The organism is Xylophilus sp. GW821-FHT01B05 (assembly GCA_038961845.1).
In the GTDB taxonomy this organism is placed as follows: Bacteria; Pseudomonadota; Gammaproteobacteria; order Burkholderiales; family Burkholderiaceae_C; genus Xylophilus.
The window spans coordinates 3,344,638-3,361,186 of the sequence record CP152408.1 but is presented as its reverse complement, the minus strand read 5'-3'; the positions used below and the strand labels follow the sequence as shown (position 1 = coordinate 3,361,186).

Sequence of the window (16,549 nt, the reverse complement as noted above, 5' to 3'; positions counted from 1 at the left end):
TGCACAAATATCTCGATCCGTACTTCTTCATTCGTGGCTGCGCCTTCTTCTGCGCAACGGGGGCGCGGGCGGGGCGGTTTCGTTGATCCCGTCGCGGCAATGCCTGCACGCCGCCACGGCAGTCCTGACATGCTGTTCGACCATCTTGACGCTGACGCCCATGCGCGCCGCCACTTCGGCATGCGACAGCCCGTCGAACTTGTGCAGGATGAAGGCCTGGCGGCAGCGCGGCGGCAGGCCGTCGATGGTGGCCAGGATGGCATTGACCATCTGCCGCGATTGCAGCGCGGCATCGGGCTCGAAGGCGGTGGGCCCGAGCGTGTTGTCTGGCTCGTCAGAGGCCATGTCGTCCTGTGGCTCGGCAAAGCGGGCGCGAACATCGCCACGCCGGCCCTGGTCGATCACCAGGTTGCGGGCCGTCTTGTAGAGCAGCGCGCGCGGGTCGCGGACCACGGGGCCGGCCTGCTGCGACGCATACACGCGTGCGTAGCTTTCCTGCGCCAGGTCAGCCGCCGTGGCGCGGTCGGACACCTTGCGGGACAGAAAGCTCAGCAGTTCTTGGTAGTAGCGCGCAAGCACGGGTCGGGTCGTAGAAGGCCAGGAAGCAGGCGGCAGCCATGCGGGTGGCACATTCTATAGATGGGAATAGTTCTTATTATAAAACTGAAAATATTGGTGAAAAGTGGCTGTAGCCCAGATGTAGACTGGGGAAGTAGCTACTGAATTAGGAGCTTTGAGGCGCCCGCTTGCCTGCCGCGTTGCCGTGACAGAACCCATGACAATGGATGCGCATTCCCTCTCAGAAGCCACCATGACACCAGCACCCACCCGCCGTTTCGGCCTTGCCGCCAGCCGCTTGCACCGCGACGCCACGCAGGCCGGCCTGCCCGCATGGATCGCCGCCAGTGGCGACGGCATCCGCCGCCTGGGCCTGGGCCTGCATGCGGTTGGCGGCGCCTATGACGCCTTGGCGCAGGCCGGGCTGTTGCAGGGCTATGCGCCGCTGGTGCGCTACCCGCGTGGCCGCGAGGGCGGGCTGATGCGACTGGTGTCGCGCATCTCCGGCGGGCTGCGGCCCGAGGACGAGTTGGACGGCATCATTTACCTGCAAGACCCGGTCGACCCCACCACCACCTATGCCGAGGCGCACGCGCTCAAGCGCCAGTGCGTGACGCACCAGAAGCCTTTTGTGTCCACACTGGCTGGCGCCATCGAGTGGGTGGAGGTCGAGCTGCTGCACGCCGGCCTGCCGGTGCAGCGGCCACAAACGCTGTTCCGCCTGGAGACGCAAACCGCCGCGCTGATCGCCCACGATGCGCTGAAAGACCGCATGGTGGCCTTTGCCGAGGCGCACTTCGATCTGCTGTCGCGCTACGCGCACCGCGTGGCCACCGGCACCACCGGCGAGCGGCTCAACCGCATGGCCTGGTCACGCGGCTGGCCGGCCGACAAGCCTTGGGTGCAGCGCTACCTGAGCGGCCCGCTGGGCGGCGACGCGCAGATCGCCGAGCTGGTGCTGGACGGCGCCTGCCACAAGGTGATCTTCTTCGAAGACCCGCACGTGGCACGCCAGCACGAGGCCGACATCCAACTGCTGGAGCGCGCCGTGTGCAGCGTGGGCGAGGCCGCCTCGTGCATCAACTCACCCGCCATGGCCGAGCGCTGGGCACTGGCGGTAGAGCGGCACTTGGCGGTGCAGGCATTGCCGTAACCGGCAGAAAGGTGCGAAGGCCGCGAAGCGCGCAGCCTGGGGCGATCACTCCAACCGGTCCAGCCGCAGCCGATCGCGCTCATCGGTCAGGCGCCAGACGGCCAGGTACACCGCGCCGGCCGAGGCCAGGAAGCCACCCGACGCCAGCAAGAACATCAGCAGGATCTGGTACTTGGCCGCCTCCATCGGGTCCATGCCGGCCAGCACCTGGCCGGTCATGATGCCGGGCAGGGTGATGATGCCGGCCGCAGCCATCTGGTTCATCACCGGCAGCACGCCGGCACGCGTGGCGCGGCGCGCGATGTCGCTAAAGGCGGTGTAGCGGTCTGCGCCCAGCGCCAGTTGCGCCTCGATGGCGCTGCGCTCGCGCGTCACGGTCGAGAAGACGTGGTGCAGCGCCAGGCTGGCCGAATTCATCACCGTGCCCAGCACGATGCCCACCAGCGGAATGGCGTGGCGCGCGTCGTACCAGGGCTGGGGCTTGAGGGCGGTGGTGAGCGCCAGCAGCGCAATGCCCACGGTCGCCGCCACGATGGGCAGGCCGCCCAGCGCGTAGTGCCACAGGCCGGCCAGCCGGCGCTCTTGCCGCGCCCCCACCTCGCGGCTGGCAGCCAGCAGCATGGCGACGATGACGGCACCGGTCAGCCAGGCCGAAGAAATGGCAAACACCCGCTGCAGAAAGAAGCCGACCAGCAGCAACTGCACCACCATGCGCGCCGCCGCGATCAGCAAAGGGCGCTGCAGCCGCAACGCCAGCAGCATCGACAGCCCGGCGCTGGCCAGCACCAGCAGCGCGGCCAGCGCCAGGTCGCCCGGGCTCAGCACGATCACCTGCGTCATGTGGCGGCCTCCAGTCCCGTGGGCGTGAGCTTCAGGTGCCGATCCGCCAGCCGCTGCGCCTGGGCCGGGTCGTGCGATACCACCAGCAGGCCCATGCCCTCGGATCTAAGGCGCTGCAGCAAGGCCTCGACCAGCGCCACGCTGTCGGCGTCCAGTGCCGAGGTGGGCTCGTCCAACAGCAGAAAGCGCGGCTGCCGCGTGATGGCGCGCAGCAGCGCCATGCGCTGGCGCTCGCCGGTCGAGAGCTGGGCTACCGGCGCGTCCAGCAGTTCGGGCCGCAGGCCCACGGTGGGCAGCAATTCGCGCGCGGCAGAGGGCGGGTCGAAATGCGCGCCCACCATATCGGCCCACCAGCCAGCGTCGGCCGGCACATAGCCGACCTGCCGGCGCCAGACTGCAGCCGGCATGCTGTCGCGCGTTTGGTTGCCAATGCGCACATCGCCAGTGTTGGGGTCCAAATCGGCCAGCATGCGCAGCAGCAGGCTCTTGCCGCTGCCCGAGGGGCCGGTCAGCACGGTGCATTTGCCGGGGTGCAAGTCCAGGTCGAAAGAGCCTGGCAGCCGGCCCCGCAGCTGCCGCGCATGCAGCGTGCCGGTGGCGGGCGGGGTGTGGTGCGGCATGGGTGCGGCAGTGGTGGCTGCTGATTGTGCCGCCTGCTGCGCGGAGGGGGTTACTTCAAATTTGATAGCTTATAGCCCAGGCAGGTATTGGGATAAAGCCACTTTTCTTCAAAATTCTGCCGCATCAGCGCATGGCGCGCTCCATGGGCAGGCCGACATAGTTCTCTGCCAGCGAGGTAGCCGCAGCCGTGGAATGCACCAGGTAGTCCAGCTCGGCCTCCTGGATCTTCTGGCCGAATTCGCCGGCCTCGGGGAAGCGGTGCATTAGCGAGGTGAACCACCACGAGAAGCGCTCGGCCTTCCACACGCGGCGCAGGCAGCGCGCGGAATAGCCATCGATGCCGGCCGCGCTTTTGTCCTGGTAGTGCTCGGCCAGCGCATCATGCAAAAAGCCCACGTCGGAGGCCGCCAGGTTCAGCCCCTTGGCGCCGGTGGGCGGCACGATGTGCGCGGCGTCGCCGGCCAGGAACAGGCGGCCAAAGCGCATCGGCTCGGCCACAAAGCTGCGCAGCGGCGCAATGCTCATCTCCAGCGATGGGCCGGTGACCAGGTGCTCGCGTGCCTCGGGGTCGAGGCGGCGGCGCAGCTCGTCCCAGAACAGGCCGTCGTTCCAGTTCTCGACCTTGTCGTCGGCCGGCACCTGCACGTAGTAGCGGCTGCGCGTGGCACTGCGCATGCTGCACAGCGCAAAGCCGCGCGCGGTGTTGGCGTAGATCAGCTCGTGCGACACCGGCGGCACATCCGCCAACACGCCCAGCCAGCCAAAGGGGTAGACGCGCTCATAGGTGTGCAGCGCCTCGGCCGGCACGCTCTGGCGGCTCACGCCGTGGTAGCCGTCGCAGCCGGCGATGAAGTCGCATTCGATCTCGTGCGTGGCGCCGTCCTTCTCGTAGCGCACACGGGGCGCTGCGCCGTCGAAGTCATGCAGGCTGACGTTCTTGGCCTCGTAGACGGTCGTCAGCCCTTCGGCGGCGCGGGCCTCCATCAGGTCGCGCGTGACCTCGGTCTGGCCGTAGACGGTCACGCGCTTGCCGCCGCTCAGCGCATGCAGGTCGATGCGGTGGCGCGCGCCCTGGAACAGCAGCTCTATGCCGTCGTGCGGCAGCCCTTCGGCATGCGCGCGGGCGCCTACGCCGGCCTGGTCCAGCAAGTCCAGCGTGGTCTGCTCCAGCACGCCGGCGCGGATGCGGCCCAGCACATAGTCGCCGCCCTGGCGCTCCACGATGATGTTGTCGATGCCGGCCTTGAACAGCAGTTGGCCCAGCAAAAGCCCGGCCGGGCCAGCGCCGATGATGGCGACCTGGGTGCGCATGGAAGTCTCCCTTTGTGCAGCTTGAAACGATGCAGGCAAGGGTAGGGCGGGCACCTCACGTGCACCAGCCGCTCGTGTCGCCACTGTGCGATCATTGCCAACCTTGCGCGATGATCGCGCAGCATTGGATGCGGCACATGGCAATCGAACGCGCAGACTTCATCGAAGGCATGGCCAAGGGCATGGCGGTGCTGGAGAGCTTCGACACCGAGCGCCAGCGGCTTAACGCCACGCTGGCGGCCCAGCGCGCCGGCATCACGCGCGCGGCGGCGCGGCGGCATTTGCTCACGCTCACGCACCTGGGCTATCTGGAAACCGATGGCAGCTACTTCTGGCTGTCGCCGAAGGTGCTGCGCTTCTCTGGCAGCTACCTGGCATCGGCCCGCTTGCCGCGGGTGCTGCAGCCCACGCTTAACCGCCTGGCGGCGCAGACGCAGCAGTCCTTCTCTGGCGTGGTGCTGGACGGCGACGAGGTGGTGATCGTGGCGCAAAGCGGCGTGCATGGCGCGCCGGTGCGGGTGCTGGCCTACGGCCTGCACCTGGGCGCGCGCTTGCCGGCGCATGCCACCTCCACCGGCCGCATGCTGCTGTCGGCACTGGACGCGCCCGCCTTCAAGGCCTGGTGCACCGGCCGCACGCTGCCACGGCTCACGCCGCATACCGTGACCCAACTGGCGGGCTTTCGCAAGATCGTGGCGCAGGCGCGCGCCGACGACTACTGCCTGTCTTCAGAAGAGCACGAGCTGGATGTGCACGCGCTGGCCGTGCCGCTGCGCAACATGCAGGGACGCACCGTGGCGGCGCTCAACGTCGTCGCCTCGCCCCAGCGCATCACGGCGCAGCAGCTGCGCCAGGAGTCGCTACCGCTGCTGATGGCGGCCGCGCGTGAGTTGCGCGGCTTGCTGTAATGGATGCGTTTGGAAACCGCAGTGCGCAAGGTTTTCGTTAGGCTCACGGATTTATCTTCAGGAGGCTGCCCATGACTTTCCGTAACACCCTTTTTGCCGCCGCCCTGTGCGCGGCCATTGGCGCAGTGCCCGCGCATGCCGACCTGCTCGGCAACCTGAAGGACAAGGTCGGGGGCGGCGGCAGTAGCAGTGGGAATTCCGGCGGTGGCCTTGGCCTGCCGTCGGGTCTGGGTGGCAGTGGCGGCAGTGCTGCTGGCATGGCCGCACTGGGCATGCCGGCCATCGGTGGCAATACCGCCAGCAATGCCGCAGGCGTCATCGAGTACTGCGTCAAGAACAACTATCTGCAGGGCGGCGCCCAAGGGGTCAAAGACAAACTGCTGGGCAAGGTCGGCCTGGGCGGCCAGCAGGCAGAGCAGGATTCCGGCTACCAAAGCGGCGTGACCGGCATGCTCAAGGGCAGCAACGGCAGCTCTTTTGACATGGGCAAGCTGCAGTCCAAGGTCAAGGAAAAGGCTTGCGACTACGTGCTGCAGCAGGGACAGTCGCTGCTTTGAGCGGCCAGGGCGACGGCTTGTCAAAAGCCGATCGCCCAAAGAAAAAGCCGGCAAAGACCTTAAGTCTTTGCCGGCGTTCACTATTTTGGTCGGAGCGGCGGGATTCGAACTCGCGACCCTCTGCTCCCAAAGCAGATGCGCTACCAGGCTGCGCTACGCTCCGACAGCTAGCATTATATGCTGATGTTGCCGCCCCTTTCGTGGGGCCCCTGCTAAATCGTTTGGCCGGGGTGCAATCGCTGTCTTTTTCTCTATTGGATACGCTCTCTCCATGTACCTTCGCATTCTGGTCGGCACCGTCTCCGGCACGGCCCAACGCGTGGCTGACGCCATAGCCTTGGCTTGTGACGATTTGGCCTCTATCACCGTGTTGCCCATGGACGGCCTGGACATTGCGGTCTTCGACGCGCCCGTGCCTCTTACTCTGCTGTGCTGCTCCACCTACGGATCGGGAGACGTGCCGGACAACGCGCTGGGCCTGTACGAGTCGCTGGCCAGCGACCCACGCTATCTGGGGCATCTGCGCTACGGCGTGATCGCCTTGGGCGATAGCAGCCATGGCGAGAGCTTCTGTGGCGGCGGCTTGCGTTTCGACGAGCGGCTCAGCGACCTGGGGGCGCACCGCGTGGGTGAGCTGCTGCGCCTTGATGCCATGGAAGAGCCAGAGCCCGAGCAGGCCGCCGTCGCCTGGTGCCGCAACTGGCTGGCCAGCGCAGAGGCTTGAGCCGGCGGCCTACAGCGCGACACCCGTTCTGGGTCCAGCATGGGTTTTCCATGCCGTGATCTTCAGGAGATTTTTATGGGGATGTTCGACGCCGCAGAACTGGGACAGAATGTCTCGTGGTTGGTGCGAGGTCTGGGCCGCTTGGAATCCCGACCGCCGCACGAGCATCCCACCGAGCCTGCGCCGGAGCCCGTGCTGCCGCCGACGCGGCATCCGGGCGATGAACCACCTGAGCCCGAGCCTTCATAGAAGGAGTTTGGCGTTATTACGGCAGAACTGGAATATCTGGCCTGCCCGACAGGAATCGAACCTGTGACATTCGGCTTAGAAGGCCGATGCTCTATCCAACTGAGCTACGGGCAGTCATGGACATGGATCCATGTGGCATGAAGCCAAGGCGCCCGATCATAACGGCGACTGCGATGCATACACGCAGTGCGTTGGCGACGCGCTCTTTCTTCCAGGAGTTTTCCCATGACCACCAATCCCGAATTCCCCCCGGTGGAAGACAGCCCATCCTTGCTGCCTGAAGAGGACCAGCCCGAACTCCCTCGCGTGGGGGAAGGCTTGCTGGAGCCGGCGGGCATTCCGTTCGATGAGGAATGTGAGCGGGTGGTTCAGCCCGAGCCTGCGGGCGATTAAGTTAAGGCTAGCGCCGACTCAGCGATTGCCGCCCAGCCGGCCCAGGATGTAGCCAACCGAGAGCGCCAGTACCACGGCTGCGACGGGATGGGTGCGGATGGTGTCGCGCGGCAGTTCTGCAATATCCGAGCAGAACTGGCCCAGGCGGTCGCAACTCTCCTGCGCTTTCTCGGCTGCGCGGTCCACGGTTTCATGGGCGCTGGCCGCAGCGCGACCGACTACGCCTTCCGGGTCGATACTTTCAGACGGGTTCGAATTCTCGATGGGTGCCATGGTTTCTCCTTTGATGGGTAGCTGCGGTGGCAGGGTGCGTCGCAGCAGATGGACCGACTCAAAATGCAAAAGGGCCCCGGGTGCGGGGCCCTCTAGGTGATGGACGGCATTTAGTTGGTCGGGGTGCGCGGCTGACCTTGGCTGTTCAGGCCTTCATCGCGCGGTGCCGGCGGCAGCTTGCTGCCAATGCGTTCACCGGTATGGCGAACCGCCGTTGCCGAGCGCTTGGCGGCGTTCGAGGTGGCATGGCCGACCTTCTTGGCGCCGCGCTTGGTTGCCGTGGCAGCCTTGTGCCCCATTTCCTTGGCGCCTTCCACCACGCCCGTCTTGGGCGCTGGTGCTTCCGCCGCGCTGCTTGCTGCCGGGGCTGCGGCTGGCTGCGCATGGGCGGTAATGCCATAGGCCGCGGCGCTGATTGCCAGCACGGCGGCCAGGGTGCGGAAGGCGGATGTCGTTGTGGTCATGGGCATGTCCTCTGTCGAGTTGTTGTGCATGCCAGTATCGAGGCTTCGCCCTGCCTTTTTGGTGTTTGCGGCGGGATATGCCGTGAAATGGATGAAGGATGACAGCGGATGTCAGACAGCTCCCACCTTCGCTGTTTGCGCCCGGCTACGGCTAGCGTCGTTGGTACTGCTGCGCGCCGAACAGGATGTCGCGCTCTTGTGGCGTACGCGTGGTGCTGCGCCGCTCGGCCAGAACCTGGACGCCACGCTGTACCGCAGGGCGCGCGTCGATGGCGTCGAACCAGCGCTTCAGCGCTGGGTAGTCGGCCCAGTCCACCCCCTGATTGGCCGCACTGCGCAGCCAGGGAAAGATGGCGATATCGGCGATGGTGTAGCTGTCGCCTGCGATGTACGGGCTTGTGTTCAGCCGCTTGTCCATGACGCCATACAGCCGCTTGGCCTCGTTGGTGTAGCGGTCGACGGCGTAAGGGATTTTTTCCGGGGCGTACATCCGGAAGTGATGGGCTTGCCCCAGCATGGGGCCAACGCCGCCCATCTGGAACATCAGCCATTGCATGGCTTCGAATTTGGCGCGGTCTCCTTCAGGAAGAAACTTGCCAGTCTTGGCGGCCAGGTAGAGAAGGATGGCACCGGATTCAAACAGCGAGATTGGCTGGCCGTCCGGCCCCGTGTCATCGACGATGGCGGGAATCTTGTTGTTGGGGCTGATGCGCAGGAATTCAGTCGTGAACTGGTCGCCTGCGCCGATATTGATCGGCACGACCCGATAGGGCAGGCCGCATTCCTCCAGCATGACGTGGATTTTATGGCCGTTGGGGGTGGGCCAGGTGTAGACGGTGATCATGGTGCGCAACTTCTTTCAGCGGAACGAAGATGCGACTCTAGAAGAAACGCACCGTTCTTGCTGGCGCAGGGCGGGCAGCAGCAGCGCGTGTTAGCCCTGCTGCGCGAACTTCCAGGCCATTTCCGCGAGTGGCCGCGCACCAGCGGCCGAGGCAGCTGCTTGCGCGCTGGAGGCGGTGCCGGCCTGCACACGCTTGGCAATGCCTTGCAGGATCGCGGCCATGCGGAACAGGTTGTAGGCGAGGTAGAAGTTCCAGTCTGCGGCCAGTTCGCCGGGCGTGGTGAGACCGGTGCGCTCGCAGTAGCGGGCGATGTAGTCGGCCTCGGCGGGAATACCCAGCGCCTGCAGGTCGACGCCACCAATGCCACGGAATGAGCCAGGCGGGATATGCCAGGCCATGCAGTGGTAGCTGAAGTCGGCCAGCGGATGGCCGAGGGTGGAGAGCTCCCAGTCCAGCACCGCGAGCACGCGGGGCTCGGTGGGGTGGAACATCATGTTGTCCAGCCGGTAGTCGCCATGGACGATGCAGGTGCGCGACTCGTCGCGCGCGCTGGCCGGCATGTGCGCAGGCAGCCAGTCCATCAGCTTTTCCATGGCCGTGATGGGCTCGGTGATGGAGGCGATGTACTGCTTGCTCCAGCGTCCTATCTGGCGGTCGAAATAGTTGCCGGGCTTGCCGTAGGCGGCCAGCCCCTGTGCCTTGTAGTCGACCGTGTGCAGGGCCGCTATGACACGGTTCATCTCGTCGTAGATGGCGGCACGTTCCGTGCGTTCCATGCCGGGCAGCGTCTGGTCCCACAGTACCCGCCCCTGGACGAACTCCATGACGTAGAAGGCGCGGCCAATCACGGATTCGTCCTCGCACAGCGCGACCATTTGCGCTACCGGGACCTGTGTGCCGTGCAAGCCCCGCATCACCGCGTATTCACGCTCGATGGCGTGGGCCGAGGGCAGCAGCTTGGCCACCGGCCCGGGCTTGGCGCGCAGCACGTAGGCGCGCGTGGGGGTGATTAGTTTGTAGGTCGGATTGGATTGCCCACCCTTGAACATTTCAAGCGACAGCGGGCCAGCGAAGCCCTGCACGTGGTCCGAGAGCCAAGCCGCCAATGCGTTGGTGTCGATGGCATGGGTGGATGACACGGGCCGGGTGCCCACGAAATGGTCGTAGTCGGGCATTGTCTCTTTTCAGGTGCCTGTGGCACCAGGTGTTGTGGAAATGAAAAGGGGCTTAGAGGTCCCCTTCGCCAATGCGCAGCAGCATGTGGCGGTTGCGCACGACCAAGCCGCCGGGCTCGATGCGGATCACGTCTTCGCGCTCCATGAGCTTGAGCTCCTGGTTCACGCGCTGGCGCGACGCGCCCAGCAACTGGGCCAGCTCTTCCTGGGCGAGCTGCAGGCTGATGCGAATTTCGTTGCCGTCGGCGAGGCTTGGCGTACCGTAGCTGCGAACCAGATGGCCCAACTGCTTGGCCAGCCGCGCGCGCAAGGGCAGGGTGTTCAGATCCTCGACCAGCCCGAAGAGCTGGCGTATGCGCCGCGCATGCAGGCGCAGCAGTGCCTCGTAGAGCTCGACGTGCTGCTCCAGTATCTTGCGGAAGTCGGCACGCGCCACGCACAGCGTGGTGCTGTCGCCATGGGCGTAGGCGTCGTGGGTGCGGCGCTCGCCATCGAAGAAGGCGACATCCCCGAACCAGATGCCCGGCTCGACATAGGTCAGCGTGATCTGCTTGCCCGATACCGAGGTAGAGCTCACGCGTACCGCGCCGTAGGCGCAGGCAATCCACTCCTCCGGCGAGTCGCCGCGCGCGGCGATCAGGTCGCCGTCCTTGTAGCGTTTGACGTAGGCGCATCGAAGGATGTCGTGTCGCAGGGAGGGGGAGAGGGAAGAGAACCAGCGGCCTGAATTGATGGCCTCGCGTTCTTCGATGGTAAGAATCGGTTCGTCCATGGTCTGTCGTGTGCGTGACTTGGGGGGGCGTGGCGATGTCGCGGGAGCGACCCACTCCTGTAAGTTGTCGGGGCTTGCGGCGCTTGTCGAGGCTTAGGCGTAACGCGGCGTGGTCTTGTTCAGAAACGCATCGATGCCGATGCCCGCATTGGGGTGGTGCAGGTTGCGCACGAAGCGATCGCGCTCGGCGGCCAGGTGCTCGGAGAGTTCGGTGTGCGGAGCCTTGTTGACCAGCTCCTTGATGCTGGCCAGTGCATTGGGTGCGCGGCGGTTGAGCCGCTCGGACAGCGCCATGGCATCGGCCAGCGCCGCACCTGGGGTTGCCAGCTGATTGACCACACCCAGAGCGTGCAGCCGCTCGGCCTCGATACGCGTGCCGAGCATCATCAGTTCGTTGACCAGCGGGCGGGGCAGCACGCGGGGCAGGTGCCAACTGCCGCCACCGTCTGGTGACAGGGCCACGCTGCTGTAGGACATGGCGAAGAAGGCATCGCGTGCGGCAACGATGAAATCGCAGGCCAGGGCCAGCGAGAAGCCGGCTCCGGCCGCAGCACCTTCCACTGCGGCAATGATGGGCCTGGGGAAGGCGCGCAGTTCCTCGATCCAGAGATGCAGGCCTTCGATGCTTTGCGCCTGGACCTCGGGAGCTTGCTCGCGGTTGGCTTTCAGGCGTTGCAGGTTGCCGCCGGCGCAGAAGGTGCTGCCTTCGCCGACGATGACCACGCTGCGAATTTCCGAACCGGCTGAATTCAGCGCTTCGATGCCTGCCGCGTAGATCTCGGGGCCGAGCGCATTGCGGTTGTCGGGGTTGTGCAGCGTGAGCACCATGGTTTCGCCATGGCGAGTGCAGATGAGTTGAGCGGGCATGCAGAGGCTTTCAATACGTGGGAGGCAGTCAATCTTCCGTATGCAGCAGGCTCAGGCCGATGGCACCGCGGCGGCGCAGCCAGGGGCTGGGGCGGTAGCGTGTGTCGCCGTACACCGTCTGCAGGTTGAAAAGCACCTCCAGCACATTGGTCGGGCCCAGTCGGTCGCCAAGTGCCAGCGGGCCTTGCGGATAACCCAGGCCCAGTGTCACGGCTGTGTCCAGGTCGCGCGGCGAGCACACGCCCTGTTGGCATATGTCAGCCGCGATATTGATGATGGTGGCCACCACGCGTTGTGTGACGAAGCCGCCGCTGTCGCGGATCACGCTGACGGCTTTGCCGTCGCGGGCGAACAGGGCATGCGCGGCGTCGCGCATATCGCTGCGCGTGGCTGGATTGGTGGCCAGTACCCGGCGCCGGGTGGTCGCGTCGTCGGCCAGCATGTCGATGCCGATGGTACGCGCCGGATCCAGACGCTCGACCACGGCCACCGTCGTCACATCGAAGCCGAGTGGTGCCACCAGCGTCAAGGCCTGGGGCGAAGGCGATGCACCGCTTTCGATGGAGGCGCCCAGGTCCTTGAGCAGTTGCAGCAATTCAGCGCGCCGCGCCGCGCGCGGGGAGACCCATACGGGCGGCAGCTTTTCCACCTTCGGCGCCGCTGCTTCGGGGGGCTGGATGGCGACACCGTCTTCATAGTCGTAGAAGCCCTGGCCGCTCTTGCGGCCGAGCATGCCACCCGCCAGGCGCTGGGCCGTGATGACGCTGGGGCGGTAGCGCGGCTCTTCGTAGTACTGGTGGTAAATGGATTCCATCACCGGGTGCGAGACGTCCAATGCGGTAAGGTCCATCAACTCGAAAGGGCCGAGCTTGAAGCCAATCTGGTCCTTCAGGATTCGATCGATGGTTGCGAAATCCGCCACGCTCTCGCCCACGATGCGCAGCGCCTCGGTCCCGAAGCCGCGCCCGGCATGGTTGACAATGAAGCCCGGGGTATCCTGGGCCCGGACGGCGGTGTGACCCATTTTCCCGACGTAGGCGTGCAGGGCATCACATACGGCAGGCGCGGTGCGTAGCCCGGCGATCACCTCCACCACCTTCATGAGCGGCACTGGGTTGAAGAAGTGCAGTCCGGCAAAGCGCTCGGGGTGCTGCAGGCCCGCGGCGATGGCGGTGACTGACAGCGACGAGGTGTTGGTGGCCAGGATGGTATCGGGCGTCACGAGGCCTTCCAGCTTGGCAAACAGTTCGCGCTTGATGTCGAGCCGCTCGACGATGGCTTCGACGATCAGTGAACAGTCTGCAAGGGCCTCGAGCGAGTCCGCGGACAGCAGCCGCTCCTTCAAGGCCGCGCATTGCGCCGCATCGATGCGGCCCTTGTCCTGCATCTTGTCCCACTGGGCGTGAACGGCTGCGCAGGCCGCGGCGACCGCGTCGGCGTTGTTGTCGAACAGCCGGACAACGCTGCCGGCCTGGGCTGCCAATTGCGCGATACCGCGACCCATCGCGCCCGCGCCGATCACGGCAATCAAGGAAATTGGAGTGTGCATTGATTGATTATCAGGGCATGAATTTGTGAACATGTGTGACAGAATCCACGGAAATCGGGAAGGCTGAGGTGTGAGAAGTCGCAAAACTGTTATCGGTGTCGCGCTGTCGGCTATTGCTTGCGGAAGTGCCGCGTTGTCCCTGGGGCCATCGCATGGGGCCGCAGTCATCGGCCAGCCGCTCGATTTGCACTTTGATCTTTCCCTGGATGCCGAGGGCGAGGCCCCGTCTACATGCCCGCAGGCGGAAGTGTTCTACGGCGAAACCCGGGTCGATCCTTCGCGCCTTCGGGTCGCGGTGCTTCCGGGAGCGAAGCCAGACCAGGCCCGGGTGCGGCTGCTGTCCAGTGTGGTGGTGAATGAGCCCGTGGTGTCGGTGTTGCTGCGCGCGGGCTGCGGGCAAGCCTTGTCACGGCGCTATGTCCTGCTGGCGTCAGCCCCCATGGCTGCTGCGGCCGAAACTGGGCAGGCAGCGGCAACGATAGCCAGCACCTTGCCCAGCCTTGTGCCATCCGCGTCGTCGGGTACAGGGGCACCCCGTTTGGTGGACAAGGCTGCGGCTGTACGTCCGAAGTCCCCTGCCAAGTCCGAGGCAGCAGCCGTGACGGCGCCTGTCCGCCGCCCTAAGCCGGCGTCGGCCCCTGCAAAGGCCAGCGAGCCTGGGCGTCCCCGGCTTGAATTGCAGTCGCCGCTGGATTGGCTGGAAGAGCGTGACGTCCAGTTGCGCCCCTCCATGGAAATGGCGGTCCCTGTGCCTGCGACGCCGGAGCAGCGGGCTGCCGCCGCAGCAAGCTGGCGCAGCCTCGCCATGGAGGCTCCGGCTGTGGCTGTCGAGGCGCCGGCGGCGGTTGAGCGCCTGCAGGCGCTGGAGACGCAGCTCAAGGCGCTGCAGGTCAACGAGGCCCGCGAACGCAGCCGTACGGCCGAATTGCAGGCCCAATTGGACGAGGTCGGGCGTGACCGTCAAACCCAGTGGATCGTCACCGCCTTGGTCGCGGTGCTGGCGATGGCGCTCGGGGCCTTGCTGGTTGGCTGGCGCCGCCTGCGTCAAGACGGCGCCCGGTCGATGTGGTGGGCACCGCGCAGCACCGTACAGCAAGACTCCGAACCGGCCTTGTCGCCCGAGTGGGTAGCAGAGGCAAAGCCCTCGCCCGATACGGCTGTTCCGCCGCCGATTACCCCGCCGGTGATGGCGCGGCCTCCAGTGCCCGTCGCGGCCCCGGTCCCCATCAATGTGGTCACTGACGTGGACACTGCATGGCTCGATCTACCCGAGGTGGCAGTGCCCTCTGTGTCCCCGAAAGCTGCGGCGGATGCTGGCGATGCGTTGCGTGCCCCTGGCTTGGATGATGAACAGGTCGATGCGCAGCAGAACGCGGAGTTCTACGTATCCCTGGGACAGTACGAGCAGGCCATCGAATTGCTCCAGCACTACATTGCCGCGCACCCGGGCATCAGCCCGGCGGTCTACCTGGATCTGCTCAAAATCCTGCATACCCTGAGCCTGACCGACGACTACCGCAGGCTCCGCGAAGAGTTCAACGCCATCTTCAACGCAGACGTGCCGGCCTTCGCAGGCTTTCTGAAGAGTGCGCGGCGGCTGGAGGACTATCCAGATGCGCTCGCCTCGATCCAGGCGCGTTGGGATCAGCCTGAGGTACTGGAGGTGATAGAGGCCTGCCTGTATCGCAGCTCAGGCCCTGTACAGCCCCTGCCTTTCGAGTTGGAGGCCTATCGCGAGCTGTTGTTGCTGTACGCGATGGCCAAGAGCCTTCATGGAGCGTCCGGCATGGCGCGTGTTGCGCGGCCCGCCGCGCCTGAAGACCGACTGCCTGCAGCCATGGAGCAGCCGGAGGCCTTTGCTGCACACATGCCTATGCCCTTGCCCGATGCGCATCGCCCAAGTTCCCCGATGGCGTCGCTGCAGCAGCACGATATCGGAGAGGCCGGCTTTCCAGCGCCGTTGACATTCGACTTGTCGCTTGACGATGAGCCAGAGGACGGCAGCCAAGCCAAGCCGTCCGCATCCGTTGTGGCCAGGGCCAGTGGCGTGGATGCTGAAGTAGGCTTTGCCCCGGCGCCTGCGGGCGACAGCAATTTGATCGACTTCGACCTTTTTGATGTCGAAGTGCTGCCGTCGTCGGGCAAGGGCGCCGAAGTCAAGGCCTGAGCAGAAGCCCCTCAGCCCTCTTTATCGTCGTACCTGCAGTGCCCCGGGGTTCACGATATTGGTCGGAGCACCCCGGATGTAGTTGATGACGTTGTCGAAGGCGGCACCAAAGTACATCTCGTAGCTGTCGCGCTCGACGTAGCCGATATGCGGTGTGCAGATGCAGTTCTCCAGGCGTAGCAGTGCATGGCCTTGCAGTGGGGGCTCGGTCTCGAAGACATCTACGGCGCCCATCCCGGGGCGGCCGCGGTTGAGGGCGGCGATCAGGGCCTCAGGCTCGATCAACTCCGCCCGCGAGGTGTTGACGATCAAGGCGGTGGGCTTCATCCGGGAGAGATCATCCAGTGTGACGATGCCCTGGGTTTCCTCGTTCAGTCGCAGGTGCAATGACACCACGTCACATTGTTCGAAGAATTCTTCCTTGCTGTTGGCGGCCTGGTAGCCGTCTGCCAGTGCCTTGGCGCGCGAGGCGTCACGGCCCCAGATGCGCACATGCATACCAAAGGCCTGGGCATAGCCGGCCACGATCTGGCCGATCTTGCCGTAGCCCCAGAGGCCCAGCGTCTTGCCACGCAGCACCGTGCCAATGCCGAAGTTGGCCGGCATGGAGGCCGCGCGCAACCCGGACTGTTGCCAGGCGCCGTGCTTCAGGTTGGAGATGTACTGCGGCAGGCGGCGCATGGCCGCCATGATGAGCGCCCAGGTGAGTTCGGCCGGTGCGATCGGCGAACCCACGCCTTCGGCAACTGCAATGCCTCGCTCCGTGCAGGCGCCAACGTCGATGTGGTGTCCCACCTTGCCGGTCTGTGCAATCAGCTTGAGCCGGGGCAGCTTCTCGACCAGTTGCCGGGTGATATGGGTGCGTTCGCGGATCAAGACAATGATGTCGGCGTCTCTGAGGCGGACGGAGAGTTGGCCGATGCCCTTGACCGTATTGGTGTAGACCTTGGCGGGATAGGCATCAAGTCGCGTGGCGCAATGCAGCTTCCGCACCGCATCCTGATAGTCATCGAGGATCACAATGTTCATCCTGCCATTGTGCCTCGCAGGTATGGGGCAATTGCCCGTTTGCTGGGTAGTTTGTCGCCTTAATGCTTGCAAAAGGTGACAAGGCGGTCAAAGT

18 protein-coding genes and 2 tRNA genes are annotated in these 16,549 nt (G+C 65.4%); 6 read left to right on the top strand and 14 right to left on the bottom strand.

The annotated features are described in order from the left end of the window. Positions 1-27 precede the first annotated feature (27 nt). Positions 28-579 (bottom strand): sigma-70 family RNA polymerase sigma factor, encoded by a 552-nt coding sequence (locus AAFF27_15615; protein XAH21447.1) that lies wholly within the window; start codon positions 577-579, stop codon positions 28-30. Between the two features lie 232 nt (positions 580-811). Here AAFF27_15615 and AAFF27_15610 point away from each other — a divergent pair, with 232 nt between their 5' ends. Next, the gene (locus AAFF27_15610; protein ID XAH21446.1) at positions 812-1,711 is read left to right on the top strand and encodes a methylglyoxal synthase; all 900 of its coding nucleotides are present in this window, start codon (positions 812-814) and stop codon (positions 1,709-1,711) included. A gap of 45 nt (positions 1,712-1,756) precedes the next feature. Here AAFF27_15610 and AAFF27_15605 read toward each other — a convergent pair whose 3' ends face one another. The 3 genes from AAFF27_15605 to pobA all read right to left on the bottom strand — a co-directional run bounded on the left by AAFF27_15605 (position 1,757) and on the right by pobA (position 4,483). Beyond that, positions 1,757-2,551, bottom strand: coding sequence for an ABC transporter permease (locus AAFF27_15605; protein ID XAH21445.1), 795 nt, complete (start codon positions 2,549-2,551; stop codon positions 1,757-1,759). Further along, complete coding sequence (locus AAFF27_15600) at positions 2,548-3,171, bottom strand: ABC transporter ATP-binding protein (GenBank protein XAH21444.1); 624 nt, start codon at positions 3,169-3,171, stop codon at positions 2,548-2,550. The genes AAFF27_15605 and AAFF27_15600 overlap by 4 nt, the downstream gene beginning before the upstream one ends. Positions 3,172-3,295: 124 nt before the next feature. After that, positions 3,296-4,483 (bottom strand): 4-hydroxybenzoate 3-monooxygenase, encoded by a 1,188-nt coding sequence (gene pobA, locus AAFF27_15595; protein ID XAH21443.1) that lies wholly within the window; start codon positions 4,481-4,483, stop codon positions 3,296-3,298. 137 nt (positions 4,484-4,620) lie between these two features. Between pobA and AAFF27_15590 the strand changes: the two genes are divergently transcribed. Beyond that, on the top strand, positions 4,621-5,391 hold the full coding sequence (locus AAFF27_15590; GenBank protein XAH21442.1) for an IclR family transcriptional regulator C-terminal domain-containing protein: 771 nt from the start codon (positions 4,621-4,623) through the stop codon (positions 5,389-5,391). A 71-nt stretch (positions 5,392-5,462) separates the two neighbouring features. Further along, entirely contained in the window at positions 5,463-5,948 is a 486-nt protein-coding gene (locus tag AAFF27_15585; protein ID XAH21441.1) for a DUF2501 domain-containing protein, read from the top strand. 86 nt (positions 5,949-6,034) lie between these two features. On the opposite strand, the gene AAFF27_15580 is transcribed toward AAFF27_15585, so the two are convergent. Then, positions 6,035-6,111, bottom strand: a tRNA-Pro gene (locus AAFF27_15580). A 108-nt stretch (positions 6,112-6,219) separates the two neighbouring features. Between AAFF27_15580 and AAFF27_15575 the strand changes: the two genes are divergently transcribed. Next, entirely contained in the window at positions 6,220-6,672 is a 453-nt protein-coding gene (locus AAFF27_15575) for a flavodoxin domain-containing protein (GenBank protein ID XAH21440.1), read from the top strand. 286 nt (positions 6,673-6,958) lie between these two features. Here AAFF27_15575 and AAFF27_15570 read toward each other — a convergent pair. After that, positions 6,959-7,035, bottom strand: a tRNA-Arg gene (locus AAFF27_15570). Positions 7,036-7,146: 111 nt separating this feature from the next. Between AAFF27_15570 and AAFF27_15565 the strand changes: the two genes are divergently transcribed. Beyond that, a complete protein-coding gene (locus tag AAFF27_15565) occupies positions 7,147-7,314 on the top strand; it encodes a hypothetical protein (GenBank protein ID XAH21439.1) in 168 nt (55 codons plus the stop codon). 18 nt (positions 7,315-7,332) lie between these two features. Here AAFF27_15565 and AAFF27_15560 read toward each other — a convergent pair whose 3' ends face one another. From AAFF27_15560 to AAFF27_15530, 7 genes are all read right to left on the bottom strand, one after another. After that, complete coding sequence (locus tag AAFF27_15560) at positions 7,333-7,587, bottom strand: hypothetical protein (protein ID XAH21438.1); 255 nt, start codon at positions 7,585-7,587, stop codon at positions 7,333-7,335. 110 nt (positions 7,588-7,697) lie between these two features. Beyond that, positions 7,698-8,051, bottom strand: a complete 354-nt coding sequence (locus AAFF27_15555) for a hypothetical protein (GenBank protein XAH21437.1) — start codon at positions 8,049-8,051, stop codon at positions 7,698-7,700. Positions 8,052-8,202: 151 nt separating this feature from the next. Next, positions 8,203-8,895 carry a glutathione binding-like protein gene (locus AAFF27_15550; protein ID XAH21436.1) on the bottom strand — a complete coding sequence of 231 codons (693 nt, stop codon included), beginning with the start codon at positions 8,893-8,895 and terminating at the stop codon, positions 8,203-8,205. Positions 8,896-8,985: 90 nt separating this feature from the next. Beyond that, positions 8,986-10,071 (bottom strand): phosphotransferase, encoded by a 1,086-nt coding sequence (locus tag AAFF27_15545; protein ID XAH21435.1) that lies wholly within the window; start codon positions 10,069-10,071, stop codon positions 8,986-8,988. 52 nt (positions 10,072-10,123) lie between these two features. Beyond that, on the bottom strand, positions 10,124-10,843 hold the full coding sequence (locus AAFF27_15540) for a Crp/Fnr family transcriptional regulator (GenBank protein XAH21434.1): 720 nt from the start codon (positions 10,841-10,843) through the stop codon (positions 10,124-10,126). 93 nt (positions 10,844-10,936) lie between these two features. Then, positions 10,937-11,710, bottom strand: a complete 774-nt coding sequence (locus tag AAFF27_15535) for an enoyl-CoA hydratase (GenBank protein XAH21433.1) — start codon at positions 11,708-11,710, stop codon at positions 10,937-10,939. Positions 11,711-11,738: 28 nt separating this feature from the next. Further along, on the bottom strand, positions 11,739-13,259 hold the full coding sequence (locus tag AAFF27_15530) for a 3-hydroxyacyl-CoA dehydrogenase (protein XAH21432.1): 1,521 nt from the start codon (positions 13,257-13,259) through the stop codon (positions 11,739-11,741). Positions 13,260-13,392: 133 nt separating this feature from the next. On the opposite strand from AAFF27_15530, the gene AAFF27_15525 reads away from it, so the two are divergent. Then, positions 13,393-15,426: a tetratricopeptide repeat protein gene (locus AAFF27_15525; GenBank protein XAH21431.1), complete on the top strand. Its 2,034-nt coding sequence runs from the start codon at positions 13,393-13,395 to the stop codon at positions 15,424-15,426. Positions 15,427-15,447: 21 nt separating this feature from the next. Here the strand turns inward: AAFF27_15525 and AAFF27_15520 are convergent, their stop codons facing one another. Further along, the gene (locus AAFF27_15520) at positions 15,448-16,455 is read right to left on the bottom strand and encodes a D-2-hydroxyacid dehydrogenase family protein (protein XAH21430.1); all 1,008 of its coding nucleotides are present in this window, start codon (positions 16,453-16,455) and stop codon (positions 15,448-15,450) included. Positions 16,456-16,549 lie beyond the last annotated feature (94 nt).

Excerpts from the sequence above, each read along its gene's own strand:
- AAFF27_15605 (XAH21445.1), bottom strand. The coding sequence starts at position 2,551 with ATGACGCAGGTGATCGTGCTGAGCCCGGGCGACCTGGCGCTGGCCGCG.
- AAFF27_15535 (XAH21433.1), bottom strand. The coding sequence starts at position 11,710 with ATGCCCGCTCAACTCATCTGCACTCGCCATGGCGAAACCATGGTGCTC.
- AAFF27_15545 (XAH21435.1), bottom strand. The coding sequence starts at position 10,071 with ATGCCCGACTACGACCATTTCGTGGGCACCCGGCCCGTGTCATCCACC.
- AAFF27_15550 (XAH21436.1), bottom strand. The coding sequence starts at position 8,895 with ATGATCACCGTCTACACCTGGCCCACCCCCAACGGCCATAAAATCCAC.
- AAFF27_15530 (XAH21432.1), bottom strand. The coding sequence starts at position 13,259 with ATGCACACTCCAATTTCCTTGATTGCCGTGATCGGCGCGGGCGCGATG.
- AAFF27_15520 (XAH21430.1), bottom strand. The coding sequence starts at position 16,455 with ATGAACATTGTGATCCTCGATGACTATCAGGATGCGGTGCGGAAGCTG.
- AAFF27_15575 (XAH21440.1), top strand. The coding sequence starts at position 6,220 with ATGTACCTTCGCATTCTGGTCGGCACCGTCTCCGGCACGGCCCAACGC.
- AAFF27_15585 (XAH21441.1), top strand. The coding sequence starts at position 5,463 with ATGACTTTCCGTAACACCCTTTTTGCCGCCGCCCTGTGCGCGGCCATT.
- AAFF27_15565 (XAH21439.1), top strand. The coding sequence starts at position 7,147 with ATGACCACCAATCCCGAATTCCCCCCGGTGGAAGACAGCCCATCCTTG.
- AAFF27_15610 (XAH21446.1), top strand. The coding sequence starts at position 812 with ATGACACCAGCACCCACCCGCCGTTTCGGCCTTGCCGCCAGCCGCTTG.
- AAFF27_15600 (XAH21444.1), bottom strand. The coding sequence starts at position 3,171 with ATGCCGCACCACACCCCGCCCGCCACCGGCACGCTGCATGCGCGGCAG.
- AAFF27_15540 (XAH21434.1), bottom strand. The coding sequence starts at position 10,843 with ATGGACGAACCGATTCTTACCATCGAAGAACGCGAGGCCATCAATTCA.
- AAFF27_15555 (XAH21437.1), bottom strand. The coding sequence starts at position 8,051 with ATGACCACAACGACATCCGCCTTCCGCACCCTGGCCGCCGTGCTGGCA.
- pobA (XAH21443.1), bottom strand. The coding sequence starts at position 4,483 with ATGCGCACCCAGGTCGCCATCATCGGCGCTGGCCCGGCCGGGCTTTTG.
- AAFF27_15590 (XAH21442.1), top strand. The coding sequence starts at position 4,621 with ATGGCAATCGAACGCGCAGACTTCATCGAAGGCATGGCCAAGGGCATG.
- AAFF27_15560 (XAH21438.1), bottom strand. The coding sequence starts at position 7,587 with ATGGCACCCATCGAGAATTCGAACCCGTCTGAAAGTATCGACCCGGAA.